The organism is Amycolatopsis orientalis DSM 43388, from assembly GCF_000411975.1.
Taxonomy (GTDB): Bacteria; Actinomycetota; Actinomycetes; order Mycobacteriales; family Pseudonocardiaceae; genus Amycolatopsis; species Amycolatopsis orientalis_D.
The window spans coordinates 21,826-47,933 of record NZ_ASXG01000196.1 but is presented as its reverse complement, the minus strand read 5'-3'; the positions used below and the strand labels follow the sequence as shown (position 1 = coordinate 47,933).

The following is a 26,108-nucleotide window of genomic DNA, read 5'->3' as shown; positions in this document are numbered from 1 at the left end:
CAATAAGCCCGTTCGCATTCCCCGCCCGGATGCCCGGCGCGGGCGGCCGTGCTTGAATCAGCAGGAAAGCACAGGCGCCGTCGAGAGGGTTACGGTGGACGAGCAGCAGCGCGGGGACCAGCCGGAGTTCAAGCCTTACCACCATCCGGCCGCGGGCTGGGGCGCGGCGAAAAGCGTGACGCAGTTCCTCGTCCGGGAACGGGAGCTCGTCGCCGGCCCGCGGGCGATCGTGAAGATGAATCACGAGAACGGCGGGTTCGACTGCCCGGGCTGCGCGTGGCCGGACGACACCAAGGGCCTGCATCTCGACATTTGCGAAAACGGGATCAAGCACGTCACCTGGGAGATGACCCGGAAACGCGTCGGCGCGGAATTCTTCGCCGCGCACCCGGTGTCCGAACTGGACGGCTGGAGCGACACCGCGCTGGAGGCGCAGGGCAGGCTCACCGAGCCGCTGCGCTACGACGAGAAGACCGACCGGTACGTGCCGATCTCGTGGGACAAGGCGTTCGAGCTGGTCGGCGCCGTGCTGCGCGGCCTCGACTCCCCCGACCAGGCGGCGTTCTACACGTCCGGGCGGCTCGGCAACGAAGCGACGTTCCTGTACCAGCTGTGGGCGCGGGAGTTCGGCACGAACAACCTGCCGGACTGCTCCAACATGTGCCACGAGGCGAGCGGCCGCGCGCTGCAGGCCGCGCTCGGCACCGGCAAGGGCACCGCGGACATCCACGACTGGGAAGCCGCCGACGCGCTGTTCATCATGGGCGTCAACGCGGCGTCGAACGCGCCCCGGATGCTCACCGCGCTCGCCGAGGCGCACCGCCGCGGCGCGCAGATCGTGCACGTCAACCCGCTCGTCGAGGCCGGGGCGACGCGCACGATCATCCCGCACGACTTCGTCCGGATGGCGACGTTCCAGGCCACCCCGACGTCCACGCTCAACCTGCAGCCGCGCATCGGCGGCGATCTGGCGTTCCTGCGCGGCATGGCGAAGGCGCTGCTCGAGATGGCCGAGACCGATCCGGAGGCGATCGACTCGGAGTTCCTGGACAGCTACACGATCGGCGTCGAGAAGTACCGCGTCGTCTGCGAAACCACCTCGTGGGCCGAGCTGGAGCGGCAGTCCGGGCTGACCGAATCGGAGATCCGCGCCGCGGCGAAGATCTACCGCGACGCCGACCGGGCGGTCATCAGCTGGTGCCTCGGCGTGACCCAGCACGAGCACGGCGTGGACACCGTCCGCGAGATCGTGAACCTGTTGCTGCTGCGCGGAAACATCGGCCGCCCCGGCACCGGGCCGTCGCCGGTGCGCGGGCACAGCAACGTGCAGGGCAACCGCACCTGCGGCATCGACCACCGCCCGGCGCCGGAGTTCCTCGACAAGCTCGCCGAGGTCTGCGGCATCGACCCGCCGCGGCGCCACGGGCTCGACACGGTCGGCACGATCGAGGCGATGCACCGCGGCGACGTGCGCGTGTTCGTCGGCATGGGCGGCAACTTCGCCCTCGCCGCGCCGGACACCCCCTACACGGCCGCCGCGCTGCGCAAATGCGACCTGACCGTGCAGGTCAGCACCAAGCTCAACCGCAGCCATCTCGAACACGGCAAGCAGGCGCTGATCCTGCCCTGCCTCGGCCGGACCGAAAAGGACTTCCAGGCCGCCGGGCTGCAGTCGACGTCGGTCGAGGACGCGATGAGCATGGTCCACCTGTCCACCGGCATGAAGAAGCCCGCCTCGCCGCACCTGCTGTCCGAGCCGGCGATCATCGCCGGGATGGCGAGCGCGACGCTGCCGGACAGCGGGACGCCGTGGGCGGACTACGTCGGCGACTACGACCGGATCCGCGACACGATGGCGCGGGTGCTCGACGGGTTCGAGGACTTCAACACCCGCGTCCGCGAACCCCTGGGCTTCCGCATCCGCCAGGCCGCGCGGGAACGGGTTTTCCACACGCCGTCCGGGCGCGCCGAGTTCTCGACCGCGGACCTGCCGGACGTCGTCCCCGCCGCCGGCACGCTGGCGCTGGGCACGATGCGCTCGCACGACCAGTGGAACACGACGATCTACTCCGACGACGACCGCTACCGGGGCATCAAGAACCTGCGCACGCTGGTGTTCCTGAACGCCGAGGACATGCGCGAGCGCGGCCTGAGCGAGTTCGACGAGGTCGACATCACCGCCACCGCGAAGGACGGCACGCGGCGTTCGGTGCACCGCTACCGGGCGATTCCGTACGACATCCCGCGCGGGTGCGCGGCCGGGTACATGCCGGAAATGAACGTGTTGTGCGCGATCGGCGACTACAGCACGCAGAGCGACCAGCCGCTGATGAAGCATCTGAAGGTCACGGTCGAGCGCTCCGCCTGAGCGCGGCGGTCCGGCACGGGGCGCGCACCAGCACCGCCGCCCCGACGCCCGCCGCCACCCCGACCAGCGTGTCCGCCACCCGCGCGGTGAGCAGCGTCGCGGGGGCGGCGGGCGCGGCCAGTTCCGTCATCACCAGGATCAGCGGAGTGAAGAACCCCAGCGCGATCCCGTAATGCCGCGACATGAACAACTCGGTCGGGAACAACAGCACGATCACCGCCAGCGCCAACGGCGCCGCGCCGAAACCGGGCAACAACAGCAACGCGGTGACGACCAGCCCGGCCAGCGTCCCGAGGACCCGGTGCGCGCTGCGGTCGAGCACGCGGTGCAGGCGCGGATGCAACCGGCTGCGCGGGTCGGCCGCCGCCAGCGGCACCGCCGCCGAGGCCATCGCCCAGTTCGCGTGGTCGACGCCGAGCAGCAAGCCGAGCGCGCCCGCGGCCGCGATCGCCAGTGCGTACCGGCCGGCGTGCACCAGGGCGCAGACCGCACCGCAGTCTGGCGCGCACGGCGGCGTCCCCGGAGCAGCCGGACGCCGCGGCCCGGTCAGTCCAATGAGGACACAACCGGCGATCGTGCCCGCGCACAACGCGATTCCGGCCCACGGTTCGACCCGCCCGGCCGGCACCAGCGCGATCGCGCCGAGCGCGAAGATCCCGAAGAACGGCCCGCGCGGGCTCAACTCCAGCCGATTCGTCACCAGCGCGCAGCCGAACGAGAACGCGGCTTCGGCGACCACCAGCAACCACGGCGGCGCGTGCCCCGCGGACAGCAAAACGCCCAGCGAAACCCCGCTCAGCAGCACCGCCCCCGCCTGGACCTGGTGCCGGAACCGGAGCGCCCGAGACTCGGCGCGGCCGTACATTCCGGCGAACGAGCCGAACGCGGCGAAAATGATCAAGTCCGGACGGCCCGCCGCGAGCAGCGCCAGCCCGGGAATCAGCAGTCCGGCCGCGACCCGGCCGGCGTGCCACCATTCGCCGCCGTCGATCGAGCGCACGGCCGCGGCCGAGGTCGCCACCGGCACCCTGTCCTCCGCTTGCTCGTCCTGACGTTGCGCTACCGGGATCGGCCGGTCGTCCCACGATACCCGCGCGAAAGGCGGCGGAAGCCCGGATTGTGGCGCGCCACAACGAAGTCTGAGGCGGGCGTCAAGGCGGCCGGGACCGGCCCGGGCGGGTTTCGCCGCTGCCGCCGGATCTCACTCCTGGCGGGAAACGTAGTACTCCACCCAGGCCGCCGAGTCCGCGATCAACGCGGCCCCCCGCGCGACCGCCTCGCTGCGCGGGAACTCGTGACCAGGTCCGGGGCGCGGTTTCCGAAGGCGATCAGACCGCGCCCTGCTCCCGCGTTCAGAACGTGACCGCGCCCCCGTCCCGCGACCAGGCGAACTCCGTGGCCAGTCCGGCACACGGGTCCGGCGGACCCACGGTGACCGTCGTCCCGTCCGGGCGGGTCGCTCGTACGCCTGGCTCCCGCCGGTCAGCACCTCAGTGACGCCCAGCGCACGCGGCGATTCCCAGGGCGGCCTTCGCGGCGTGCTCACGGGCGTCAAGACACCCGCGAGCACGCGTTCGTCAGAGCACCTTTTCCAGGAAGGCCTGGGCGCGCGGGTTCGCGTTGCCCGCCGAGAAGAATTCGCCGGGCGGCAAGTCGGCGGCGATCTTCCCGCCGTCGACGAAGACCACGCGGTCGGCGACTTTGCGGGCGAACCCCATCTCGTGGGTGACCACGAGCATCGTCATGCCGTCCTCGGCCAGCTCGCTCATGATGTCGAGGACGTCCTGCACCACTTCGGGGTCCAGCGCCGAGGTCGGCTCGTCGAACAGCATCAGCTTCGGGTCCATCGCGGCGGCGCGCACGATCGCGACGCGCTGCTTCTGCCCGCCGGACAGCCGGTTCGGGTACGCGCCAGCGCGTTCGAGCATGCCGACGCGCTCCAGCAGCGCACGCGCCTTCGCCTCGGCTTCTTCCTTGCTCCGCTTGAGCACGTTCATCTGCGGCAGCACGACATTGCGCAGCACGGTCATGTTCGGGAACAGGTTGAAGTGCTGGAACACCATGCCCATCCGGGAGCGCAGGCGGTCGAGGTCGACGCCGCGGCCGGTCAGTTCCTCGCCGTCGAACGACACGCGGCCCGACGTCGGCGTCTCCAGCAGGTTGAGGCAGCGCAGGAACGTGGATTTCCCTCCGCCGCTGGGGCCGATCACCGCGACCACCTGGCCGGGCTCGATCGCGAAGTCGATCCCGTCGAGCACCCGGACGTCGCCGTAGGACTTGGTCAGGCCGTCGACTTCCAACAGTGCCATCAGATGTACACCGCCAATTTCTTCTCGAGAGTGCGCGTCGTGCCGCTGATCAGATTGGTGAGCAGGTAATACAGCAGGCCGATGAACAGGTACACGGTCAGCGCGTCGAAGGTGCGGGAGATGATGGTCTGCCCCACCAGGAACAGCTCGTGAATGGTCACGAAGGACACCAGCGCCGAGTTCTTCGTCAGCGACACGAATTCGTTGCCCAGCGGGGGAAGCATCCGCAGGAACGCCTGCGGGATGATCACGTGCCGCATCGCCGACACCTGAGACATGCCGCACGAGCGCGCCGCTTCCAGCTGTCCGCGGTCGATCGACTGCACGGCACCGCGGAAGATCTCGGTCACGTAGGAGCCGCTGTAGAGCCCGAGCGAGACGATGCCCGCGGTCATCGGCGGCAGCTGCAAGCCGAGCTGCGGCAGTCCGAAGTAGATGAAGAACAGCTGCACCACGAACGGCGTCCCGCGGATCACCGATACATAGACGTTGCCGATCCACCGCACCGGCGCGATCTTGCTGAGCTTGGCGAAGCCGCCGAGCGTGCCCAGCAGCAGGCTGAGCGCCAGCGCGAGCAGGATCACTTCGAGGCTGACGAGCAGCCCCTGCCAGAGCTGTCCCGAGGAATCGACGATGGTGGAGAGGTTGAACAGCGAGTGCCCGCCGGCCTTCGCCGCGGTGCTTTCCGCGCCGAACCACTTTTCGGTGGCCTGCTGGTACGAACCGTCGTCGCGCATTTGCTTGAGCGCGGTGTCGAACGCGGTGCGCAGTTCGGTGTCGGCCTTCTGGAAGGCGTAGCCGTAGTTCTCTTCGGTCAGCCGGTCGCCGACCTGCTTGAGACCGCCCTGCTGCGCGATGAAGTACTTCCCGGCCGGAGCCCCGGTCACGACGGCGTCCGCCTGGCCGAGCTTGACCGACGAGAACATCTGCTCGTTGGTCTGCGCGGTGATCAGCTGCGCGGCGGGCTGGTGCTGGGTCAGCCAGTCGACGGACTTCGTGCCCACCTGGACCGCGACCCGCTTGCCGGCGAGGTCCTTGAGCGAAGTGACGGAGTTGTCCTTGTCGGACACGAAAACCGCGAGGCCGCCCGGGTAGTAGACGTCCGAGAAGTCGACTGCCTTCTGCCGCGCGGGGCTGATGTAGATCGCCGACGCGCCGACGTCGATCTGGTTCGCCTGCAGCGCCGGGACGATGTTCCCGAACGGCATCTGGACGAAGTCGACCTTCTTGATGCCCGCGCGCTGCGCGAGCGCCCGGATCAGGTCGATGTCGAAGCCGAGCTGGCCGCCCTTGGCGTCGGTGAACTCGAACGGCGGGAACGTGGCGTCGGTGCCGACCCGGAGCGCGGTCTGCCCGGACCGCAGCGCGGCGAGCTTCCCGCCCTGCGGTTCGGCCGCGCTCGCCGCGCCGGCGGGCAGCAACGCGAGCAGGCAGGCCAGCAGCACGGCGCCGAGCCGCGGCCAGATTCGCTGTGGGGGCATGGTCAGTGTCCTTCCGGGACCGGACGGCTCGTCACGAGCGTGTGCGCGAGGCGGGCCGCGATCCGGGCTGTGCGGTGGTCGACGTCGTAGACGGGGTTCAGTTCGGTGAGGTCGGCGAGGGCGAGCTTCGGGTCGCTCGCGACCAGGCGGCACACCTCGAGGACGACCGCGGCGGGTACGCCTAGGGTCGCCGGGGCGCTGACTCCGGGAGCCTGCGCGGCGGGGAGCACGTCGAGGTCGATCGACAGATACAGCGCGTCGACGTCCGCGACGAAGCCCCGGACGAAGTCGAGCACGCGCTCGAGATGGCGTTCCTGGCAGTCGACGTCCAGGAGGTGGCGGACGTTCAGCTCAGCGGCCGTCCCGAACAACGCGGCGGTGTTGCCGGGTTCGCTGATCCCGACCACCGCGTAGGCGAAGTCCGCGCCGCGCTCGGCTTCCCGGGCGGCGATCTGGCGGAACGGGGTGCCCGAGGACGCGCGGTCCGCGGTCCGCAGGTCGAAATGCGCGTCGAGGTTGAGGATGCCGAGGCGGCGGCCGTCCAGCCGCCCGCTGCGGGCGAGGCCGAGGTAGGAGCCGTAGGCCGTCTCGTGGCCGCCGCCGAGCACGAGCGGGAAGTTCCCGTCGCTGAGCTGTTTCGCGACCAGCTCGCCGAGGTTCTCCTGCCCCGCTTCCAGCTCGTCGCCCTCGACGACGACGTTCCCCGCGTCGCTCACCGCGAACCCGGGCGGGATCGCGAACGACGCCAGCGCGTCGCGGATCGCGTCCGGCCCGTCCTGCGCTCCCGGCCGTCCGCAATTGCGCCGGACCCCGGCGTCGCTGGCGAACCCGAGCAGCGAAACCCCTGGGCCGCTGGAGAATTCGTTGACGGCGTGGTGCCATCGGCGATGTTCCGGACCGCGGCCGTCGTCGCGTCCAGTCCAGTGGGCGGTGCTCACACGTGCTCCTGCAATCGGCTGATGTCCTGCGCGGCGGCGTGGGTGAGCGTGACGAGGGAATCGCGGCGCGGGCGCACGCGGAAATCCGGGGCCATCGTGCTGACCGTGCCGACGAGGTTGTGGTGCCGGTCCAGCACGGGCACGCTCACGCCCCACACCCCCGGATCGACCTGTCCGACGCTCTCCGCGAAGCCCTGGTCCCGCACCCGGCGCAGCTCGTTCTCCAGCTTCGCGACTTGCTCGCCGGTCAACCCGTGTGCCTGTGCCGAATTCGCGACCCGGTCCTCCGGCAGGTGCGCCAGCAAAGCCTGCGCGCTCGCCCCGAAGACCAGCGGCTTGCTCAGTCCCGGCGAGAAACTGCACCGAATCACCCGGGTCCCCTCGGCCGCTTCGACGCAGAGCACGTCGTTGTCGCGGGCGATGAGGAACGCGGCGAGTTCGTCGGTCTCCGCCGCGAGCTGCCGAAGCCGCCGCTTGACGCCGCCTTGGCCGAGCGCCTCGCGACGGTAGTTTTCGGCCATTTGGACGGTGAGCGAGCCCGCGCAGTACCGGCCGCGAGTCCGCGCCTGATGCACGAGGCCGATCTCGACGAACGTCGTCAGGTAGCGGTACACGGCGCTGGACGGAATCCCCGTGCCGACGGAGATCTCCTCCGCCGTGGCGCTCTCCCGTTCGGCGAACACCGCCAGGATCCGCGCCGCTCTGGTCCCGGCCCGCCGGTTCGCCTCCGCGCTTGTCATGGCGGGCACGCTACGTCGCGACGGGACGAGCGCCCAGGGCTTTCTCCCAGTGAATGGGAAGTTCATTCCCAGTGATTGGCTGGGTGCGGAGCGGAGCGGTGCTCCGGTACCGCGGCGACCGCCTGGTGCGCGAGACCGAGGTCCGTGAAGGACTCCTTGAGGGAATCTGATTCCCTCAAGGGGCCCTTCACGGACCGCTGTGTGCCGGTGTGCCGCATCGCCGCTCCCGCACCCGGAAACTCGCACGACACGGACAAATGCCGTGCGGAATACTCCCCTGGTGTTCCTGACCGTCACCACCACTCACCAGCCCGCTTCCGACCTGGGGTTCCTGCTGCACAAGCACCCGGGCCGGGTGCAGTCGTTCGAGCTTTCCGCCGGGCAAGCGCACGTCTTCTACCCCGAGGCGTCCGACGAGCGATGCACCGCCGCGCTCCTGCTCGAGGTCGACCCGGTCGCACTGGTGCGCGGCAAGGCGGGTTCCGGCGACGGCTTCACGCTCGGCCAGTACGTGAACGACCGCCCCTACGCGGCGTCCAGCCTGCTTTCCGTGGCGCTCAAGGAAGTTTTCCGCACCGCGCTCACCGGACGGTGCACGGCGCGGCCGGAGCTGGCGGCGCGGGCGATACCGCTGGACGTCCGGGTGCCCGCGTGTCCGGGCGGCGCCGACCTGGTGCGCCGGATGTTCGAACCCCTCGGCTGGACGGTCGAGGCGACCGCGCTCCCGCTCGATCCGCAGTTCCCGCAGTGGGGCGATTCGCGCTATGTCGACCTCCGGCTCACCGGCGAGCTGCGGCTGGCCGACGCGCTCAACCACCTCTACGTCCTGCTGCCGGTCCTGGACAACGCGAAGCATTACTGGGTCAGCGAAGACGAGATCGACAAGCTGCTGCGCGCCGGCGGCGATTGGCTCGCCGGGCATCCGGAAAAGGAGCTGATCACCCGTCGCTACCTCGCGCACCGCCGGCCCTGACGACCGCCGCGCTGGCTCGGCTGGCCGAAGTGGACGACGCGGAGCCCGAGGACATCGACAACGCGCTGGCCGCGCCCGCCGTCCTCGAAGCGCCGGACCGTCCGGTGCCGTTGGCCGAGCAGCGGCGCGGCACGATCATGGCGGTGCTCCGGTCGCTGGACGCGCGCACGGTCGGCGATTTCGGGTGCGGCGAGGGCGCGCTGGTGCGGGACCTGCTGGCCGAGAAGTCGGTGGAGCGGATCGTGGCCGCGGACGTCTCGGCTCGCATGCTGCGGGTCGCGGCGCGGAAGCTGCGGCTGGAACGGAGGCCGGAGCACGAGCGGTCGAGGCTGGAGCTGGTGCAGTCCTCGCTGACCTACCGCGACGACCGCCTCGCCGGCCTCGACGCGGCGGTGCTGATGGAGGTCGTCGAGCACGTCGACCCGCCGCGGCTGGGAGCGCTGGAACGCGCGGTGTTCGAGTTCGCCGCCCCGCGCGCGGTCGTCGTGACCACGCCCAACCGCGAGTACAACGTGCGGTTCGAGTCGCTGCCCGCGGGCAAGCTGCGGCACCGCGACCACCGTTTCGAATGGACTCGCACCGAATTCCGCGCATGGGCGGACCGGGTCGCGAGCAGCCACGGCTACGGCGTGCGGCTGCTGCCGGTGGGCTCCGGAGACCCTGAAGTCGGTCCGGCGACGCAGCTGGCTCTGTTCACGAAAGGAGGCGCGGCATGAGCACGCTGGAAATTCCCGACCTGTGCCTCGTCGTGCTGATCGGCGCGAGCGGGTCGGGCAAGTCGACGTTCGGCCGCGCGCGGTTCAAGCCGACCGAGGTGATCTCGTCGGACTTCTGCCGAGGCCTGGTGTCCGACGACGAGAACGACCAGTCGGCGACCAAGGACGCCTTCGACGTCCTGCACTACATCGTCGGCAAACGGCTCGCCGCCGGACGGCTGACCGTGGTCGACGCCACCAATGTGCAGCCCGAATCGCGCAAGTCGCTGGTCGCGCTGGCCAAGGAGCACGACGTGCTGCCGGTGGCGATCGTGCTGGACCCGCCGGAAGCGCTGTGCGTCGCGCGCAACGCCGAACGCGCGGACCGGAACTTCGGCGCGCAGGTGGTCCGGCGGCAGCGCGACCAGCTGCGCCGCGGGTTGCGCAGCCTGCCGAAGGAAGGCTTCCGGACCGTGCACGTGCTGCGCACCCCGGAAGAGACCGACGAAGCGACCATCGCGCGCGTCCCGCTGTACAACGACTTGCGGCACGAGACCGGACCGTTCGACATCGTCGGGGACATCCACGGCTGCCGCGCCGAACTCGAAACGCTGCTCGCCGAACTCGGCTACGCCGTCGAGCGCGACGACCAGGGCCGCGCGGTCGGAGCGCGGCATCCGGAGCGGCGGGCGGTGTTCGTCGGCGATCTCGTCGACCGCGGCCCGGACACGCCGGGCGTGCTGCGGCTCGTGATGGGCATGGTGCGCGCCGGAAATGCCTTCTGTGTCACCGGAAACCACGAGCACAAGCTGCTGCGTGCGCTGAGCGGCCGGGATGTGCAGGTCACGCACGGCCTCGCGGAGTCGCTGGAGCAGCTCGCCGCCGAGACGCCCGGATTCCGGGCCGAGGCCCAGGAGTTCATGGACGGCCTGATCAGCCACTACGTCCTGGACGGCGGCAAGCTGGTCGTCGCGCACGCGGGCATCACCGAGCGCTTCCAGGGCCGCGCGTCCGGGCGCGTGCGGAGCTTCTGCATGTACGGGCAGAGCACCGGCGAGACCGACGAATTCGGCCTGCCGGTGCGTTATCCGTGGGCCGCCGAGTACCGCGGGCGCGCGATGGTCGTCTACGGCCACACGCCGGTGCCGGCTCCGGAATGGGTGAACAACACGCTGTGCCTGGACACCGGCTGCGTGTTCGGCGGAACGCTCACTGCCTTGCGCTACCCGGAAAAGGAGATCGTCTCCGTCCCGGCGGCCGAGGTGTATTACGAGCCCGCCAAGCCGTTCCCGGCCAACCCGGCGGCCGCGGCGCCCGTCGCCCGCCGCGATCCGGGGGTCCTCGACGTCACCGACGTCCTGGGCCGCCGGGTGATCGAGACCGCTTACCAGAAGCGGATCGGCGTCCGGGAAGAGAACGCCGCGGCGGCGCTGGAGGTGATGTCGCGGTTCGCGATCGATCCGCGCTGGCTGGTCTACCTGCCGCCGACCATGTCGCCGGTCGCCACCGCGACGACCGGCGGGCTGCTCGAGCACCCGGACCAAGCCTTCGACTATTTCCGTTCCGAAGGCGTGGATTCCGTGGTGTGCGAGGAAAAGCACATGGGTTCGCGCGCGGTCGCGCTCGTCTGCCGCTCGCTCGACGCCGCTCACAGCCGCTTCGGCGCACCCGGCGACGCGCTCGGCGCGGTGTGGACGAGGACCGGACGGCACTTCTTCCCCGAAACGCTGACGGCCGAAGCGGTCGACCGGATCCGCGCGGCCGCGGAGAAGGCCGGCCTGTTCGACGAACTCGGCACAGACTGGCTGCTGCTCGACGGAGAACTGTTGCCGTGGAGCGTGAAAGCCGAGCAGTTGCTGCGCGAGCAGTACGCGGCGGTCGGCGCTGCGGCCCGGTCGGCGCTTCCGGCGGCCGCGAGCGCGCTGGCCATCGCTCAGGAATCTGGCCTCGACGTCTCCGCCGTGTTGGAGCGCACGCGTTCCCGCGCCGCCAACGCGGAGGCTTTCGCCCAGTCGTACCGGCGCTATTGCTGGCCGACCGAGGGGCTCGACGGCGTGCGCTTCGCGCCCTTCCAGGTGCTCGCGTCGGCCGGCCAGGCGCATCACCGGCGACCGCACGATTGGCACCTGGCGCTGGCGGACCGGCTCGTCGAAAGCAGCGACGGGTTCCTCGCCCCGACCGGGCGGTTGCCGGTCGCCACCACCGACCCCGCCTCGGTCGCGGCGGCCGTCGAGTGGTGGACCGGACTCACCGCGCGGGGCGGCGAGGGCATGGTGGTCAAACCGGCCGCCAACCTGGTCCGGGGCTCGCGCGGGCTGGTGCAGCCGGGGCTGAAGGTGCGCGGACGGGAATACCTGCGGATCATCTACGGCCCCGACTACTCCGAGGAACGCCACCTCTCCCGGTTGCGGAACCGGAGCCTCGGGCACAAGCGCTCGCTGGCGCTGCGGGAGTACAGCCTCGGCCTCGAAGCACTCGACCGGCTCGCTCGCGACGAGCCGATGTGGCGCGTGCACGAGTGCGTTTTCGGGGTGCTGGCACTGGAATCCGAACCGGTCGACCCTCGCTTGTAGACAGTCGGGCAGAAAGCGGCCGGGGTGTTTCCGCGGAAACACCCCGGCCGTTCTTCGCCGCCGCTTACGCGGTGTACGGCGACCGCTGCTCCAGCGACGGGCTCACGTCCGGATGCCGGCCCTCCTGGCCGGGCACCGGCGTGACCGTCGGAGCCTGCAGGTCCGTCTCCGATCGCCGCGCGACCCGCTCGTCCCGGTGCGCGATCGCGTCGGCCACGTCCTGCTCGCCGCGGATCCGGGCCAGCACGCCGAGGGTGACCGCGTGCGCCAAGGCCAGGATCAGCAGCAGCACGCCCAGCCGGCCGACCACGCCCGGCAGGTCGCTCCCGCCGATGTCGACGGTCGAGATCAAGGCCAGGATGCCCAGGGTCGCGAGGTGGAACAACACCGTCACCAGGCGGGTCATCGAGGCGCCGGCGCCCGGGTCCCCGTAGGCGCTGCCGAGATAACGGCGGCCGCTGCGGTAGATGATCTGGCCGTCCACCAGGACCAGCGCTATCCCGATCGCGAGGAACGAGAGGTATGCGTTGGTGCTCATGCCGGGTGCTCCTTTCCCTGCCGTGCTCCGATCCTCCGGTTACCCGTGGCGCCGCCCTGGAAACGGGCCGTTCGGGTGTCGCCCCGGCGCCCAGCGCGACGATTGGCCCGCCGCCGCGCGGGGTAACCCGGAACGCATGGTTCAGCGCGATGCGGACGGAACGGGTGTGCTGACCGCGGGTTCTCGCCTGGTGGAACTGCGGCTTTCGGCGGACACGGAGCTGCTGTTCCTGGCGCGGCTGGTGGCCGAGGACCTCGCCGTTTCGGCGGGGTTCGGCATAGCCGAAGCCGCCGACTTCCGGCTGGCCGTGGACGAGGCGGCCGCGGCACAGGCGCGGCGCGCGGACGACGGCGCGATGCTGGAATGCGCGTTCCGCTGCGCCGACGGGATGACCGTCACCGTCACCACCACCTCGTCGTGGGCGTTTCCGCCCGGACCGGACGAGGTCGGCTGGCACATCCTCCGCGCGCTCACCGATTCGCTCGACGCGTGGACCGAACCGGCGCCCGGCTCGGACGGCTGGCGGCTTTGCGTCCAGTTCGCCAAGGAGCCGCTGCACCTGCCGCACTGAGTTTCGCTTCCGCGCGGACGGGAACCCGGAGCGCATGCGCCGAGTGGACGAACTCCTCGCCGAATACGGCACGACGTTCGCCGAGGAAGCGGGGATCAAGCTGGCCGACAAACCGCAACCGCTGTACCGGTTGCTGGTCCTCGTCACGCTGCTTTCGACGCGGATCAACGCCGAGATCGCGGTCGCCGCCGCGCGCGAGCTTTCGCGTTCGGGTTGGCGATCCCCGTCCGCGATGCGCGATTCCACGTGGCAGCAACGCGTTGACGCTCTCGGCCGCGCCCACTACGTCCGGTACGACGAAAGCACTTCGCAGCATCTCGGCGAGGGTGCCGAATTCGTCCGCGACCGCTACGGCGACGACCTGCGCCGGATGGCCGACGCCGCCGACGGCGATCCTCGACGGCTGGAGAAGCTCGTCGCCGAGTTCCCCCGGATCGGCCCGACTGGCGCGCAGATCTTTTGCCGCGAAGCACAGGCGGTCTGGCCGTGGCTGCGCCCGTACTTCGATCGCAAAGCCTTGGACGGCGCGAAGAAGGCCGGTCTGCCCGCCGACCCGGAACGCCTGGCGAAACTGGTCCCCGGCGGCGACTCGGCCCGGCTGGCCGCGGCGCTCGTGCGGCGGAGCTTGCGGCGCTAGGCCGGGTGCTCCTCCACTCCCTCCCGCACGATCGCGACCGGACACGGTGCGTGGTAAGCCATCGCGTGGCTGACCGAACCCAGGAACGCGCCCCGCAGCGCACCGCGCCCGTGGCTGCCGACCACCAGCAGGGTCGCCGCTTCCGCGTGGTCCAGCAGCACCTCGGCCACGCTGCCGAGCGCGACCTCGCGCTGCACCACGACGTCCGGATGCCGCTCGGCGAGACCGGTCAGCGATTCCGCGAGCAGCCGTTCGCCTTCGTCCTGCGGGGTCTGCTGCCCTTCGCCGCCGGAGCGGGCCGGACCGAACACGTCTTCCGGCGGTTCCGACCACACGTGCACCGCGTGCAACGTGCAACCGTGCCGGTCGGCGAAGTCGTACGCGTACCGCACCGCTGCGACGCTGGCCGGCGACCCGTCCACGCCGACGACCACGCGCCGGGTCTTCTCGGACGAACGACGGACCACGACGACCGGGCGCGCGCAGGTGTGCACGACCTGCGAGGCCGTCGACCCGAGCAGCAACCGGGGCAGGGCGCCGCGCCCGGACGCGCCGACCACGATCAGCTCCGCCTGCCGCCCGATGTCCGCCAGCTCCCAGCTGGCGCGCCCGAACCGCACCCGGGTGCGCACCGGCAGCTCCGGCCGCTTCCGGCGGACCTCGGCCGCGATCTCGGACAGTTCCTTCTCCGCGTAGTCCACCACGGTCTGGTCGGCGACGATCTCGCCGGCGACCGGGGTGATGACGCCGGGCACGAAGTCGACGTTCGGCATCGGCGGCATCATCGTCCGCACGACGACCAGGCACGTCCCGAGCGCCTCCGCCTCGGCGGCGGCCCAGTCGACGGCCAGCCGGGCGCCGGCGGACCCGTCGTCCCCGACCACGACTCCCGGCTCGGCCTGATTCGCCTCGTCCATCACCGGCCTCCGTTCCCCGTGCGCGGCTTTCCCGGGAAGTACCCGGCCGCCCCGCGCGGCAATCGGGACCGTCAGCGCGGCTGGGGCGGCACGGGCGGCTCCGGCGGAGGCAGCGGACCCGGCCCCGGACGCGGCGGCGGGGCGGGCTCCGGCGGAAACGGCGGCACCGGCTCCGGCGGCGACGGGACGGGCTCCGGTCCGGGCGGCACGGGATGCACCATGACGGGCTCCTTCCTCAGTCGGCTCGAGTCCTCCATCCTGGCTACCCGGCCGACCGGTGTGGGACACCTCGGGGCGCGCCTCGGCCGTGCGGGAAGCTGAGCCGGGACTCCGCATCGGGCTGCAGTTGCTGGGGCGGAACCCGGCACCCGACTAGCGGCGACTGGACCGCTCCTCGACCGAGCGAAAAGCCGAGACTCCACCACGCGCGATCGCTGCCCGGCAGGCAAACCTGGCACCCGACCAGCGACGACCGCGCCACTCGGCTGCCCGTCAGCGCAGTCCGCCCCGCCCGGCACACCTCGGCTCGGCCCCACGGCCTCGACGGAAACCATCCCTGCCTCCGCAATGCGCCCACTGCCTAGCAGGCAACCCCGGCACCCCGACTGCGCGCGGGCACTATCGCCCAACCCGCGACGCCTCAGCTCCGCCCCTCGACCGCGCGAGAAACTGAGCAAGACCCCAGCCCGCGCAACCGCCGCCTAGCAGGCGAACCCGGCAATTCGACCGCTGGCCAGGCACCATCGCCCGGCCCGAGAGACTCAGCCCCACCCCTCTATCGCACAGGAAGCCGAGCCAAGACTCCGCATCGTGCACCCACTGTCCAGCAGCCGAACCCAGCACCTGACCAGCGCTGACCGGACCGTTCGGCTGCCACCCGGGCAGCGTCCGCCCGGTTCGGGCTCCCGCACCGGCGCAGGACCCGCCGGGGAAACACGAGCCAAGACTCCCCGCGAGACCCCTGCTGAGCAGGCAAAACCCAGCGCCGCCCGGACGGGTTCGGGCGGGACCGGCCGTCACACCGGGTCCGGCTCGCCCATCTCCGATACCGGGCCGTCCAGCTCGATGTGCCGGGAGGCGAGCGTCCCGGCCAGGTGCACCAGCTTGACGTTGAGCTGCTGCGATGTCCGGCGCAGCAGGTCGAACGCCTCGTCCGCGTCCAGGCCCCGGCGGGCCATGATGATGCCCTTGGCCTGGCCGATCACGTCGCGGCTGTCCAGCGCGCGGCGCAGCTGGGCCTGGTTCAGCTCGCTGCGGGTCACCGCGTCCGTTTCGGCGACCGCGAGGGTCGCGTGGCTGGCCAGGAGCTGCACGACGTCGCGGTCGGCGTCGGCCAGTCCGCCCGGGGCGCGCGAGTACAGGTTGAGCGCGCCGGAAAACCGCGACACGGTGTCGTCGACCAGCGCGGTCGCCAGCACCGAACGCCAGCCCAGCTCGGCCACCGCCGGGGACCACCGCGGCCACTGCTCGTCCCGGCGCAGGTCGGGGGTCTCGAGGAATTCGGGGCGGTCCGGGAGCGCGGCGTCGTGGCACGGGCCCTCGCCCAGCTTGTACTGCAGCCGGTCCAGTTCGGCGGCCTTCTCGTCGGTGTAGGCGGCGGTGTGGAAGTTCCCGTCCGGCGCGCGCAACGTGATCGACACCAGGTCGGCGGCGGGCACCAGCGATTCGGTGGCGTCCACGATCAGCTGCAGGACGTCGCCGACATTCCGCGCGGCCAGGAGCATCTCGGTCAGCGACCGGAACCGCTCGCCGGACGGCCGCAGCGATTCGTCCTCGAACGCCAGCGCCGCGGACGCCGAATCGGAGAACGGGACGCCTTCTTCTTCGAGCACCTGACGGGCCACGCCGCCCTCCCGGCAGGCGAACACCGCTTCGCTCGGCTGGGCGGTCTCACGCAGCGCGGCGAGGTCTTCGGGGGAGAACGAGGTCAGCTCGCTCAGCTCGAAGACCACCATCCGCGGCTCCGCGGCCAGCGCCTCGCCCACCTCGCCGCGCAACCCGGCCGGGTCGCCGCTCAGCCGCACCACGGCCGAATAGTCGACCGTCCCGCCGCTTCCGCCTTCCACGTTCGCCTCCCGCCAGCCCGGACTTTTCCAAGCCCCTGCCAACGTACCCGGATCCCCGGGGAAGCGGCAGCGGCCTCGCCTTCGGCCCAGCTCACGAGCACAACCACAGCCCGCCCCGGCGGAACCGCCAGAAGCCTCGCCTCCGCCCCGAGCTCGCCAACACAAACGGGACCAACCCAGGGAACCCGCAGCCTCGCCTCCGCCCTAGCTCCCCAACACAGTCACAGCCCAACCCCCGGGGAAGCGGCAGCCGCCTCGCCTTTGGACCAGCCCGCGAGCACAGCCGCGGCCCGACCCCGGCGAAACCAGCAGCACCCTCGCCATCCGCCCCAGCTCACAAACACAACCACGACCCAACCCCGGCGAAACCAGCAGCACCCTCACCATCCGCCCCAGCTCACGAGCACAATCACGGCCCGACCCCGCGCGGGGCCGGGCCGGGGGGCGTCGGGTCAGCCGACCTCGGCGGGCAGCGTCCGAGCGGCGGAACTCCCGCCGGCCGCGTCCGCGAGCCGTTCGACGATCCGCAGCTGCCGGTCGAGTCCGAGAACGCGCAGCGGCCGCAGGACCGCGCGCTGGGCGGCGACCAGGACGAACGCGATGCCGGCCGCGTCGGCCGCGCGGGCGGCTTCGGTCAGGACTTCCAGGCCGCTGACCGAGCAGAAGGTCAGGCCGGAGACGTCGAGGACCAGGACCGGCGGGCGCAGCTCGGTCTCGTCGGCCAGCACGCCGTGCAGCCGCTCGGTGGAACGCCGGTCCAGTTCGGCGGAGACCGCGACGACGGTCTCTTCCGCGGTAGCGGTGATCACGATTCTCGCCGGCGCACCCGGCAGGTAAGCAAGCGTTTCGCGCATTGAGCCCTCCTCGCGCGTGCGAGACCGGGCCGAATCGGGCGGCCCGGCCCTGGGCCCGGGGATCGGGCCGCATCGGGTCAAGCGACGGCACGTGGGCTGAACCGCTCCTGCACCGACCGTACCCCAGCCCGGCGCCCTCGACCAGCCCGAGCCGCGGTTCCGCCGAGGGCCCAAGGGCACTGTGGACGATCCGGACCCGCGCTCGCCGCCGGAACCCGTGCCGCACCTGGCGTTTGCGCAAGTCCACAATGGACCGGCCGGGCGCTTCGGCCCGCTCGAGGTTTCTCCCGGACAAGCCCGGGTACCCGAACAGCATGGCGACCACCCACGCGACCGCGAGCCCGGACTTGTCCGAACTGCCCCCGGCCGACATCCGCCCCCAGCGGGCGTCGGTCCGCGACACCGGGCGCATCGTCGCGCGGGTGGTCGCCCCCACCGTCGGCATCGGACTGATCAAACGCCGTCCGCGCGCGATGGCCGCGGCCCAGAAGCTGAACGTCGACCGCTCCGCCATCCGCCTGCTGCGCGAACTGCGCGAACGCTACGGACCCGGTCCGCTCGACCTTCCGGTTCCCGGCCGGTCGTTCCGTCTGGTGCTCGAGGCGAACCACGTGGGCTCGCTGCTGGCCGGCACGCCCACCCCGTTCAGCCCGGACACCGCGGAAAAAGACGCCGCGCTGCGCCATTTCCAGCCGCACGGCGTCCTGATCTCCAGCGGCGCCGACCGGGCCCGGCGGCGGAAGCTCAACGAGACTGTCCTCGAACCCGGCCGCGCCGCGCACGAACTCGCCGGCTCCTGGGCCGAAACCATCCGCACCGAAGCGCACGAAATGCTCTCCGGCTTCCCGGATCTCGACGCGACGCAGTTCACCGAGCACTTCTGGACGATCGTCCGCAAGATCGTGCTCGGCGGCGACACCACCGCCGACCGGCGCGTCACCGACCTGCTCGACCAGCTGCGGCTGAACGCCAACTGGGCGTTCGCGCACCCGCACCGCGAAGACCAGCGCCGCCAGTTCCAGTCCCTGCTCGACCGCCAGCTCGGCCTGGACCGCCCGGGCAGCCTCGGCGCGGCGATGGCGAAGCAACCGGCCGGCTCCGGCGCCGACCCGACCGGCCAGGTACCGCACTGGCTGTTCGCCTTCGACGCCGCGGCGATCGCGACCCTTCGCGCACTCGCCCTGCTCGCCACGCATCCGGACCAGCTGGCCGAAGCGCGCCGCGAGGTCGCCGAGGCGGATCTCTCGACGCCGCAACCGCTTCCGTACCTGCGCGCCTGTGTCCTGGAGTCGATCCGGCTCTGGCCGACCACGCCCGCCTTGCTGCGGGAAAGCACCGAGGACACCGCTTGGGGCCCGGCCGGAACGTCATTCCTGATCTACACGCCGTTCTTCCACCGCGACCCGGAAAACCTGCCATACGCGGATTCCTTCGTCCCGGACATCTGGCTCGACGGCCGCGCCGAAGCCAACCCCGCGCTCGTGCCGTTCAGCGCCGGACCTGGCGTGTGCCCGGGCCGCGACGTCGTGCTCTTCACCACCTCGACGCTGCTCGCGGCCCTGTTGCAGCAAGCGGGCTTCGCCGCGCGCGGCAGTGCCGCCGGACTCCAGCCGGGGAAGCTCCCCGCGACGCTGAACCACTTCGGCATCCGGTTCGCGCTCTCCTGAGACCGCGAAACGGCGAGCAGCCACCGATCGTGGCTGCTCGCCGTTCGCGTAGTCCTTACTTCAGCCGCTCGAGCAACGCGTCGCAGAACGCGGGCAGGTCGTCCGGGTTCCGCGACGTGATCACGCCGTCGTCGGTCACCACCTCGCGGTCGACCCACTCCGCGCCGGCGTTGCGCAGGTCGGTCCGCAGCGACGGCCACGACGTCACCGTCCGGCCCCGGGCCAGCCCGGACTCGGCGAGCAGCCAAGGCCCGTGGCACACGGCCGCGACCGGCTTGCCCGCGGCGGCCGTTTCCCGGACCAGCGCGACCATCGGCTCGCTGGTGCGGATCTTGTCCGGCGAATACCCGCCGGGCACCACGACCGCGTCGAAGTCGCTCGCGGACACGTCGTCCACCGCTTGGTCGGTCGTGATTTCGGTGCCGTGCAAGGCGGTGAGCTTCTTGCCCTTCGCCAGGCCGACCACCACCGGCTCGTGCCCGGCGGAGCGCAACCGCTCGCACGGCACCCGGAATTCGTCGTCCTCGGTCATTTCGTCCACGAGCACTGCCACGCGGGCCATGCTGTTCTCCTTTCTGCACGGGTTCGCTGCCGCGCCGGTTACCCGCCGTCCGGCCGGGCCATGCCCGCTGTGCGGTGTCCCACGACAACGTCGCGCCACCGCGGGGAAACGGCGTCAGCCGGGACGGTCGACGTCGCCGCGCCACGCACCCGTTTCGCGTCCGCGCCGCTCGATGAACTGCTTGAACCGCAGCAGGTCCCCCTTCACGCGCCGGTCGAGAATCCCGAGCTTGTCCGCGGCGTGCTCGGCGAATCCCTCGGGATCGAGGTTCATCTGCGCGATCACCCGGGTCTTGGCGTCGCCCAGCCGGCGGAACGTGATCACTCCGGCGTGGTCGGGGCCGGAATCGGAGCGCCACGCGACCCGCTCGTCCGGATGCTGCTCGGTGATGGTCGCGTCGAACTCCCTTCCGACGCCGCCGAACCGGGTGACCCAGTGCGTGTGCGTCGCGTCGAGCTGCCGGATCTCCTCAACGCCCTCCATGAACTCGGGGAACGATTCGAACTGCGTCCACTGGTTGTAGGCGGTCGACACCGGCACGTCGACGTCCACGATTTCGGTGACGGTGCTGCTCATTCGCTCCTCCTCGCGAGCGGGTACCCGGCCCGGGTGCCCGGGGCGCGGCGGGGCGAAACGGGCGCGATTGCCCGGCCGCGCTCCGGGTACCCGTCCTGCGGAAAGGAGGCCGCCCATGCGAGTCGTGATCGTCGGCGGCGGGTTCGCCGGATACCACGCGGCGCAGCAGCTGCTGCGGACCCTCGGCGACCGCGCCGAGATCGTCGTGCTGAACCCGACCGACTATTTCCTGTACCTGCCGTTGCTGCCGGAGGTGGCCAGCGGGATCGTCGACCCCCGGCACGTCGCGGTGTCCATTCCGGACACTCTGCGCGGCGTGCGGCTGGCCCTGGGCACGGCGGAGTCGGTCGACTTCGACGCCCGCACCGTGACCTACACCGACCCCGAAGACCGCGAACGGAAACTGGAGTACGACCGGCTGATCCTCGCCGCGGGCAGCGTCAACAAGCTGCTGCCGATCCCCGGCGTCGCCGAATGCGCGCACGGTTTCCGCGGCCTGCCCGAGGCGCTGTACCTGCGCGACCACGTCACCCGCCAGATCGAGCTGGCCGCCGCGACCGACGACCAGGCCGAGCGCGACGCCCGGTGCACGTTCGTCGTCGTCGGCGCGGGCTACACCGGCACCGAGGTCGCCGCGCAGGGCCCGGAGTTCACCGCCGCCCTCGCGCGCCGCCATCCCGAACTCGAGGGGCAGCAGATCCGCTGGCTGCTGCTGGACATCGCCGAACGGGTGCTGCCCGAACTGGACCCCCGGCTCGGCGCCACCGCGGACCGGGTGCTGCGCGAGCGCGGCGTCGAGGTCCGGATGAAGACGTCGGTGGACCAGGCGGACGTCAAGGGCGTCACGCTGACCACCGGCGATTCCGTCCCGACGCACACGCTCGTGTGGTGCGTCGGCGTCCGCCCCGATCCGCTGGTCTCCGACCTGGGCCTGGAAACGGTCAAGGGCCGGCTGGTGGTCACGCCGGAACTGAACGTGCCGGGCCGGGACGACGTGTTCGCCTGCGGCGACGCGGCAGCCGTGCCGGACCTGACCCGGCCCGGCAAGACTACCCCGATGACCGCGCAACACGCACAGCGGCAAGGAAAGCTGGCCGGGAACAACGTCGCCGCCTCGCTCGGCGTCGGCCGCGCCCGCCGGTACCGGCACCACGACCTGGGCTTCGCGGTCGACCTCGGATCGGGCCAGGGCGCGGCCAATCCGCTGCACGTCCCGCTCGCCGGCCTGCCCGCGCGCCTGGTGACCCGCGGCTACCACCTGCTGTCCCTGCCGGGAAACCGCCTGCGCACGGCCGCCGACTGGGCGCTGGAAAAGGTCGGCCGGCGGCAGACCGTGCAGCTGGGCCTCGTCCGTTCCGGCGCGGTGCCGCTGGACACCGCGTCGCCCGAGCTGCCCCGGACCCGGTGAGCGGTCCCGAAACACGGGAGGAAGAATCCTCAATGGACACTCAAGAACTGCGCGCACTGCTGACCGACGGGCCGTTCGTCTCGGTGCACTTCGACGAATCGCACGACACCGAGGACGCGGCGAAGCAATTGCGGCTGCGGCTCAAGGAGATCGAGGCCGCGCTCGAGGACCAGGGCGCGGACCGGCCGAGCGTCGAGGCCGTCCTGCGCACCGTGGAGGAAAGCTCTCCGCCGGTCGGCAAGGCCGGGCGCACCATCGTCGCCGCGCACGGCGCCGTCCTGCTGGACCGGCGGCTCGCGGCTCCGCCGCCGGCGCAGGAGGCGCGGTTTTCCGAGCTGCCCTACTTCCTGCCGACCGTCAGCCACCTCGACGAAACCCCCGCGCACCTGGTGGTGCTCGTCGACCGGACCGGCGCGGACATCGAGGTGCACCGGCCGGACGGCAGCGTCGAGACCGAGACCGTGCACGGCCAGGAGCATCCGGTGCACAAGGTCCGCGGCGGCGGTCCGGCACACCGCGACATCCAGTCGCACGCCGAGCAGACCGCGCACAACAACCTTTCGGAAGTCGCCGACCACGTCGCGAAGACAGCCGAGCGCGTGCGGCCGCGCGCGATCGTCCTGGCCGGTGAGGTCCAGGCGCGGACGGAACTGCGTGAGCGGCTGCCCGAACCGGCCCGGTCGCTCGCCGCGGAGGTCGACGCGGGCAGCCGGGCCTCCGGGGCCGGCCGCGACGAACTGGACCGCGCGGTGCACGAACTGCTTACCGGGCAACGCTTGCGCGAGCTGGACGACTTGGCCGAACGCTTCCGCGCCGAGGCGTCCCGCGACTCGGCGTTGGCGGTGACCGGCTTGTCCGCCGTCACCGCCGCGCTGGCGGAGGCGAACGTCGCGACGCTGCTGGTCGGCGACTCCGGCGAGGCCAGCGTGTACACCGGTGCGGAACCGGCTCAGGTCGGCGTGGCGCAATCCCGGCTGGACGCGCTCGGAGTCGAAGACCCGGCCCGGCGGCGCGCGGACGAGGCCCTGCCGTACGCGGCGGTGGCGGTCGGCGCGGACGTCGTGGTGATGGACGAGCGGCTCGACCTGACCGACGGATTCGGGGCGCTGCTGCGGCATCCGTGACGCATGGCTGGGCCCGGGTGTTCCGGCGCCCGGGCCCAGTTTTCGCCTGCGGCGCTCACCGCAATGCGGGCAACAGCTCCTGTTGCGCGAACCTCATGAAGTCGGGCTGATGCTCCGGTCCGCCGATCTGGACCAGCGCCAGATCCGTGAACCCCGCCTGCGCGAACTGCTTCGCCGCGTCCACAATGGGCCCGGCGTCCGGACCGCACGGGATCCCGGCCGCCACGTCTTCTTCCCGCACGTACTGGGTCGCCGCGTCGAACGCCTGGGTCCCGGGCAGCTCCGCGTTCACCGGCCAGCCCGAGCCGAACCACCGGAACTGCTCGTGCGCCCGCCGGATCGCCGCCCCGCGGTCCCGGTCCCAGCTGACCGGCAGCTGGCCGATCTTCCGCGTCGGCGGCCCGAGCCGCTCGTGGTCCCATTCCGTGCACAGCTCCGCTTTCGGTTCGACCGCGACCATCGCGTCGGCCACCGGTGCGAAGCGCTTCACCGATTTGGAACCGGACACGGCGATCGCGATCGGCACGCGCGTCGGCGACAGATCCCACAACTTCGCCCCGTCGGCGCGGTAGTGCTTCCCGGTGTAGGTGAACGTGCCGCCGTCGAACAGGCCGCCGATGATCTGGACGGCCTCGGCGAGCCGGTCGTGCCGCACCGACACCGACGGCCAGCCCATGCCGACGACATGTTCGTTCAGGTTCTCCCCCGCGCCGAGCCCGAGGGTGAACCGGCCGTCGGACAACAGCTGCACCGTCGCGGCCTTCTGCGCGACCACCACCGGGTGGTACCGCATCGTCGGGCAGGTCACGAGCGTCATGAGTTCGAGCTGTTCGGTCGCCTGGGCCACCGCGCCGAGCACGCTCCAGGCGTACGGCGCGTGTCCCTGTTCGGCCAGCCACGGCGAATAGTGGTCGCTGCAGGCCGCGAAGTCGAATCCGGCCTGCTCGGCGCCGGTCGCGCAGGCGACCAGCTCGCGCGGTCCGGTCTGTTCAGTCATCAAGGTGTAGCCGATGCGCATGTTCTCCCCGTTCGACGGCCTGTTCTTGTGGCGGCGCCAGCGCGTGCGGCCGCCCCGGAACCTCTTCCGCCGCCCGGTTACCCGGTCCGGGCCGGGTTCACCCGCGGCGTCCGTCCGAAGGGGACCCCGCCCTGGTCAGGCCCCGGCCACCGCCGCCTCGACCGTCGGGTACAGCGGCAGGGTCCGCTCGAGCCCGGTGAGCTGGATCGGCCGCAGGCTCGCCCGGCTGGACGCGACGATCCGCAGGCTGGCCCGGGACGCCTCGCGCTGGCTCAAGGTCACCAGCGCGGTCAGTCCGGCCGAGGCCAGGAATTCCACCGCGGCGAGGTCCACCACCACGACCGGCGGGGCGTCGGCGAGTGCCTCGTCGACCGCGGCGGTCAGCAGCGGCGCGGTGATCATGTCGACCTCGCCGTGCACCGCCAGCACCGCGGCCGGGGGCCGGTCCGCCCGCTCGACGCGGAACTCGCGCGCCGGGTCGGTGCTGGGTTCGGTCGGCTCGTCCATCGTCACGGTCCCGTCGTCGGTCGCTCGTGCCCCAACCGGGCAGGCGGCCTGTTGCGCGGCCGCCACCCCCATGATGCCCATCCAGCCGTGCCCGTGCAGGCGGGGCGGGCAATCAGCCGCTTCGTCCGGTTTCCCGCCGTCTCGGCGGCCCCGCGGTTCGTTGCTCCAGGCGCCGGAGTGCTTTCCTTCTTCTCGGGCAATGCGGTGAACAATTTACCGAATCCTCCCCGAATAGCCACGGTCCGGAATTGACTCCCGCAGCGATGTTTCACTCGACCGAGTGAGGGTATCCGGGAGTGAGCACGCCACTTTCCCCACCGAGAGAAGGAAGACGAGGTTCTCCCCGTGATTGTTCTCGGCGTCATTCTGCTCGTGATCGGGTTCATCACCTCGATCCAGATTTTGTGGAGCATCGGGATCGCCCTGGTGGTGATCGGCGCGGTCCTGGCGGTGCTCGGCGGGACCGGACGCCGCATCGGCGGCCGCGCGCATTGGTACTGATCCGCGACAAAGGAAAAATACGGCCGAGGCTCCGGGACGGTTCCCGGAGCCTCGGCGAGCGTTTGTTTCAGGCGAGCGCCGCCAGTTCCCGCGCTGCCTGCACCGTCGTCAAATCCCGTTCCCGGGCCCGCGACAACACCGTTTTCGCCGTGTCGCCGATCGCGTCGATCTTCGCATTGGCCGCCGCCTCGTCCATGCCGAGTTCCTCGCGGCCGACCGCGTGAATGATCCCGCCCGCGCTCGCGACGACATCCGGAATCCACGTGATTCCGCGGTCCCGCAACACGATCGCGACGTCGTCGGCGACGAGCTGGTTGTTCGCCGGCCCCACGATCAGCGACGCGCCGCAAGCCGCCGCCGACTCGACCGTCAGCACTCCGCCGGCAGCAGCGGGGACGAGGACATCCAGCGGTTCGCGCACCAGATCTCCGGTGGTCCAAACGGCACCGAGCCGCTCGGCGACCGGCCGAAGCCGGCTGTCGACGTCGGTCACGACCACCTTCGCGCCGCGTTCGAGCAGCGCTTGGCAAATGAGCCGGCCGACGCTCCCGAACCCGATCAAGCCCACCCGCAACCCCGAGACCGATCCTGGCGCCACCCCGGCCTGAAGCGCCGCCAGCACTCCCCTCGCGGTGGCCGCGCTCGACGTCCCGCTTCCGCCTTGGTCCTCCGGACGGCAGAACGCCCAGCCGTGCGCTAGCCGGTGGATCTCCGCCATGTCCTCGGACGTCGACCCGATGTCCGGCCCGGTGCGATACCGCCCGCCCAGCGCGGCGATCGCCTCGGCGATGTCCGCGATCAGCTCGGGCCGGCGCGCCGGATCCCACCCGTGCGGGGGCAGCGCCGCCACGGTTTTTCCGCCCCCGTGCGGAAGCCCGGCCAGCGCGCACTTCGTCGTCATCGCCGCCGACAACCGCAGTGCGTCATCCACTCCGTCCCGCCACGACGGATACGCCTTGATCCGGCACCCGCCGATCGCCGGACCCCGCGCGGTCGAATGGATCGCGACGGCGATCGCGACCCCCGACCGCGGGCCGCGGACGACCCGCAGTGCTTCGCCGGAGAAACTCTCTGTTCGGTTCACC

22 protein-coding genes and 1 pseudogene are annotated in these 26,108 nt (G+C 71.4%); 9 read left to right on the top strand and 14 right to left on the bottom strand.

Annotated elements, in window-relative coordinates:
• Nucleotides 1-94 precede the first annotated feature (94 nt).
• On the top strand, nucleotides 95-2,368 hold the full coding sequence (locus L942_RS40205) for an FdhF/YdeP family oxidoreductase (RefSeq protein ID WP_200863078.1): 2,274 nt from the start codon (nucleotides 95-97) through the stop codon (nucleotides 2,366-2,368).
• Here the strand turns inward: L942_RS40205 and L942_RS40200 are convergent.
• The 5 genes from L942_RS40200 to L942_RS40180 form a co-directional block, all read right to left on the bottom strand.
• The gene (locus L942_RS40200) at nucleotides 2,346-3,395 is read right to left on the bottom strand and encodes an FUSC family protein (protein ID WP_051166569.1); all 1,050 of its coding nucleotides are present in this window, start codon (nucleotides 3,393-3,395) and stop codon (nucleotides 2,346-2,348) included. The genes L942_RS40205 and L942_RS40200 overlap by 23 nt on opposite strands.
• A gap of 550 nt (nucleotides 3,396-3,945) precedes the next feature.
• The gene (locus L942_RS40195; RefSeq protein ID WP_106965211.1) at nucleotides 3,946-4,677 is read right to left on the bottom strand and encodes an amino acid ABC transporter ATP-binding protein; all 732 of its coding nucleotides are present in this window, start codon (nucleotides 4,675-4,677) and stop codon (nucleotides 3,946-3,948) included.
• Nucleotides 4,677-6,158: an ABC transporter substrate-binding protein/permease gene (locus L942_RS40190; RefSeq protein WP_051166568.1), complete on the bottom strand. Its 1,482-nt coding sequence runs from the start codon at nucleotides 6,156-6,158 to the stop codon at nucleotides 4,677-4,679. The genes L942_RS40195 and L942_RS40190 overlap by 1 nt, the downstream gene beginning before the upstream one ends.
• Nucleotides 6,159-6,160: 2 nt before the next feature.
• Nucleotides 6,161-7,096 (bottom strand): formimidoylglutamase, encoded by a 936-nt coding sequence (gene hutG, locus L942_RS40185; RefSeq protein WP_081655422.1) that lies wholly within the window; start codon nucleotides 7,094-7,096, stop codon nucleotides 6,161-6,163.
• Complete coding sequence (locus L942_RS40180; RefSeq protein WP_037370578.1) at nucleotides 7,093-7,836, bottom strand: IclR family transcriptional regulator; 744 nt, start codon at nucleotides 7,834-7,836, stop codon at nucleotides 7,093-7,095. The genes hutG and L942_RS40180 overlap by 4 nt, the downstream gene beginning before the upstream one ends.
• A gap of 280 nt (nucleotides 7,837-8,116) precedes the next feature.
• Here L942_RS40180 and L942_RS40175 point away from each other — a divergent pair.
• Nucleotides 8,117-9,525: pseudogene (locus L942_RS40175) on the top strand (3' terminal RNA ribose 2'-O-methyltransferase Hen1).
• Complete coding sequence (locus tag L942_RS40170; protein WP_037370577.1) at nucleotides 9,522-12,077, top strand: polynucleotide kinase-phosphatase; 2,556 nt, start codon at nucleotides 9,522-9,524, stop codon at nucleotides 12,075-12,077. The pseudogene L942_RS40175 and the gene L942_RS40170 overlap by 4 nt, the downstream one beginning before the upstream one ends.
• 64 nt (nucleotides 12,078-12,141) lie before the next feature.
• Here L942_RS40170 and L942_RS40165 read toward each other — a convergent pair whose 3' ends face one another.
• Entirely contained in the window at nucleotides 12,142-12,615 is a 474-nt protein-coding gene (locus L942_RS40165) for a hypothetical protein (RefSeq protein WP_037370576.1), read from the bottom strand.
• Nucleotides 12,616-12,751: 136 nt separating this feature from the next.
• On the opposite strand from L942_RS40165, the gene L942_RS40160 reads away from it, so the two are divergent.
• Together L942_RS40160 and L942_RS40155 are read left to right on the top strand one after the other, a co-directional pair.
• Entirely contained in the window at nucleotides 12,752-13,186 is a 435-nt protein-coding gene (locus L942_RS40160; RefSeq protein WP_063695846.1) for a hypothetical protein, read from the top strand.
• Nucleotides 13,187-13,220: 34 nt separating this feature from the next.
• Nucleotides 13,221-13,823, top strand: coding sequence for a hypothetical protein (locus L942_RS40155; RefSeq protein ID WP_037370575.1), 603 nt, complete (start codon nucleotides 13,221-13,223; stop codon nucleotides 13,821-13,823).
• Here the strand turns inward: L942_RS40155 and L942_RS40150 are convergent.
• The 3 genes from L942_RS40150 to L942_RS40140 all read right to left on the bottom strand — a co-directional run bounded on the left by L942_RS40150 (nucleotide 13,820) and on the right by L942_RS40140 (nucleotide 17,660).
• Nucleotides 13,820-14,740 (bottom strand): universal stress protein, encoded by a 921-nt coding sequence (locus L942_RS40150; RefSeq protein ID WP_037370574.1) that lies wholly within the window; start codon nucleotides 14,738-14,740, stop codon nucleotides 13,820-13,822. The two genes, L942_RS40155 and L942_RS40150, sit on opposite strands and share 4 nt — an antisense overlap.
• A 1,016-nt stretch (nucleotides 14,741-15,756) precedes the next feature.
• A complete protein-coding gene (locus L942_RS40145; protein ID WP_200863077.1) occupies nucleotides 15,757-16,806 on the bottom strand; it encodes a GAF and ANTAR domain-containing protein in 1,050 nt (349 codons plus the stop codon).
• Between the two features lie 452 nt (nucleotides 16,807-17,258).
• Nucleotides 17,259-17,660 carry an STAS domain-containing protein gene (locus L942_RS40140; RefSeq protein ID WP_051166566.1) on the bottom strand — a complete coding sequence of 134 codons (402 nt, stop codon included), beginning with the start codon at nucleotides 17,658-17,660 and terminating at the stop codon, nucleotides 17,259-17,261.
• A gap of 314 nt (nucleotides 17,661-17,974) precedes the next feature.
• Between L942_RS40140 and L942_RS40135 the strand changes: the two genes are divergently transcribed.
• On the top strand, nucleotides 17,975-19,327 hold the full coding sequence (locus tag L942_RS40135; RefSeq protein ID WP_051166608.1) for a cytochrome P450: 1,353 nt from the start codon (nucleotides 17,975-17,977) through the stop codon (nucleotides 19,325-19,327).
• 55 nt (nucleotides 19,328-19,382) lie between these two features.
• On the opposite strand, the gene L942_RS40130 is transcribed toward L942_RS40135, so the two are convergent.
• Both L942_RS40130 and L942_RS40125 read right to left on the bottom strand, forming a co-directional pair.
• Nucleotides 19,383-19,889, bottom strand: a complete 507-nt coding sequence (locus tag L942_RS40130; RefSeq protein ID WP_037370573.1) for a type 1 glutamine amidotransferase domain-containing protein — start codon at nucleotides 19,887-19,889, stop codon at nucleotides 19,383-19,385.
• 114 nt (nucleotides 19,890-20,003) lie between these two features.
• Nucleotides 20,004-20,465, bottom strand: coding sequence for an SRPBCC family protein (locus L942_RS40125; protein ID WP_037370571.1), 462 nt, complete (start codon nucleotides 20,463-20,465; stop codon nucleotides 20,004-20,006).
• Between the two features lie 115 nt (nucleotides 20,466-20,580).
• Here L942_RS40125 and L942_RS40120 point away from each other — a divergent pair, with 115 nt between their 5' ends.
• On the top strand, nucleotides 20,581-21,873 hold the full coding sequence (locus L942_RS40120) for an NAD(P)/FAD-dependent oxidoreductase (RefSeq protein WP_037370569.1): 1,293 nt from the start codon (nucleotides 20,581-20,583) through the stop codon (nucleotides 21,871-21,873).
• Between the two features lie 32 nt (nucleotides 21,874-21,905).
• Complete coding sequence (locus L942_RS40115; RefSeq protein WP_037370567.1) at nucleotides 21,906-22,997, top strand: Rv2629 family ribosome hibernation factor; 1,092 nt, start codon at nucleotides 21,906-21,908, stop codon at nucleotides 22,995-22,997.
• A gap of 55 nt (nucleotides 22,998-23,052) precedes the next feature.
• On the opposite strand, the gene L942_RS40110 is transcribed toward L942_RS40115, so the two are convergent.
• A complete protein-coding gene (locus L942_RS40110) occupies nucleotides 23,053-24,015 on the bottom strand; it encodes a TIGR03557 family F420-dependent LLM class oxidoreductase (protein ID WP_037370566.1) in 963 nt (320 codons plus the stop codon).
• 135 nt (nucleotides 24,016-24,150) lie between these two features.
• Nucleotides 24,151-24,522: an STAS domain-containing protein gene (locus tag L942_RS40105; protein ID WP_051166607.1), complete on the bottom strand. Its 372-nt coding sequence runs from the start codon at nucleotides 24,520-24,522 to the stop codon at nucleotides 24,151-24,153.
• Between the two features lie 345 nt (nucleotides 24,523-24,867).
• Here L942_RS40105 and L942_RS45145 point away from each other — a divergent pair, with 345 nt between their 5' ends.
• The gene (locus L942_RS45145; protein WP_200863076.1) at nucleotides 24,868-25,023 is read left to right on the top strand and encodes a hypothetical protein; all 156 of its coding nucleotides are present in this window, start codon (nucleotides 24,868-24,870) and stop codon (nucleotides 25,021-25,023) included.
• Nucleotides 25,024-25,090: 67 nt separating this feature from the next.
• On the opposite strand, the gene L942_RS40100 is transcribed toward L942_RS45145, so the two are convergent.
• Nucleotides 25,091-26,107, bottom strand: coding sequence for a Glu/Leu/Phe/Val dehydrogenase dimerization domain-containing protein (locus tag L942_RS40100; protein ID WP_037370565.1), 1,017 nt, complete (start codon nucleotides 26,105-26,107; stop codon nucleotides 25,091-25,093).
• Between the last annotated feature and the right edge of the window lies 1 nt (nucleotide 26,108).

Excerpts from the sequence above, each read along its gene's own strand:
- L942_RS40195 (WP_106965211.1), bottom strand. The coding sequence starts at position 4,677 with ATGGCACTGTTGGAAGTCGACGGCCTGACCAAGTCCTACGGCGACGTC.
- L942_RS40190 (WP_051166568.1), bottom strand. The coding sequence starts at position 6,158 with ATGCCCCCACAGCGAATCTGGCCGCGGCTCGGCGCCGTGCTGCTGGCC.
- L942_RS40180 (WP_037370578.1), bottom strand. The coding sequence starts at position 7,836 with ATGACAAGCGCGGAGGCGAACCGGCGGGCCGGGACCAGAGCGGCGCGG.
- L942_RS40170 (WP_037370577.1), top strand. The coding sequence starts at position 9,522 with ATGAGCACGCTGGAAATTCCCGACCTGTGCCTCGTCGTGCTGATCGGC.
- L942_RS40165 (WP_037370576.1), bottom strand. The coding sequence starts at position 12,615 with ATGAGCACCAACGCATACCTCTCGTTCCTCGCGATCGGGATAGCGCTG.
- L942_RS40160 (WP_063695846.1), top strand. The coding sequence starts at position 12,752 with ATGGTTCAGCGCGATGCGGACGGAACGGGTGTGCTGACCGCGGGTTCT.
- L942_RS40155 (WP_037370575.1), top strand. The coding sequence starts at position 13,221 with ATGCGCCGAGTGGACGAACTCCTCGCCGAATACGGCACGACGTTCGCC.
- L942_RS40150 (WP_037370574.1), bottom strand. The coding sequence starts at position 14,740 with ATGGACGAGGCGAATCAGGCCGAGCCGGGAGTCGTGGTCGGGGACGAC.
- L942_RS40140 (WP_051166566.1), bottom strand. The coding sequence starts at position 17,660 with ATGCGCGAAACGCTTGCTTACCTGCCGGGTGCGCCGGCGAGAATCGTG.
- L942_RS40135 (WP_051166608.1), top strand. The coding sequence starts at position 17,975 with ATGGCGACCACCCACGCGACCGCGAGCCCGGACTTGTCCGAACTGCCC.
- L942_RS40130 (WP_037370573.1), bottom strand. The coding sequence starts at position 19,889 with ATGGCCCGCGTGGCAGTGCTCGTGGACGAAATGACCGAGGACGACGAA.
- L942_RS40125 (WP_037370571.1), bottom strand. The coding sequence starts at position 20,465 with ATGAGCAGCACCGTCACCGAAATCGTGGACGTCGACGTGCCGGTGTCG.
- L942_RS40120 (WP_037370569.1), top strand. The coding sequence starts at position 20,581 with ATGCGAGTCGTGATCGTCGGCGGCGGGTTCGCCGGATACCACGCGGCG.
- L942_RS40115 (WP_037370567.1), top strand. The coding sequence starts at position 21,906 with ATGGACACTCAAGAACTGCGCGCACTGCTGACCGACGGGCCGTTCGTC.
- L942_RS40110 (WP_037370566.1), bottom strand. The coding sequence starts at position 24,015 with ATGCGCATCGGCTACACCTTGATGACTGAACAGACCGGACCGCGCGAG.
- L942_RS40105 (WP_051166607.1), bottom strand. The coding sequence starts at position 24,522 with ATGGACGAGCCGACCGAACCCAGCACCGACCCGGCGCGCGAGTTCCGC.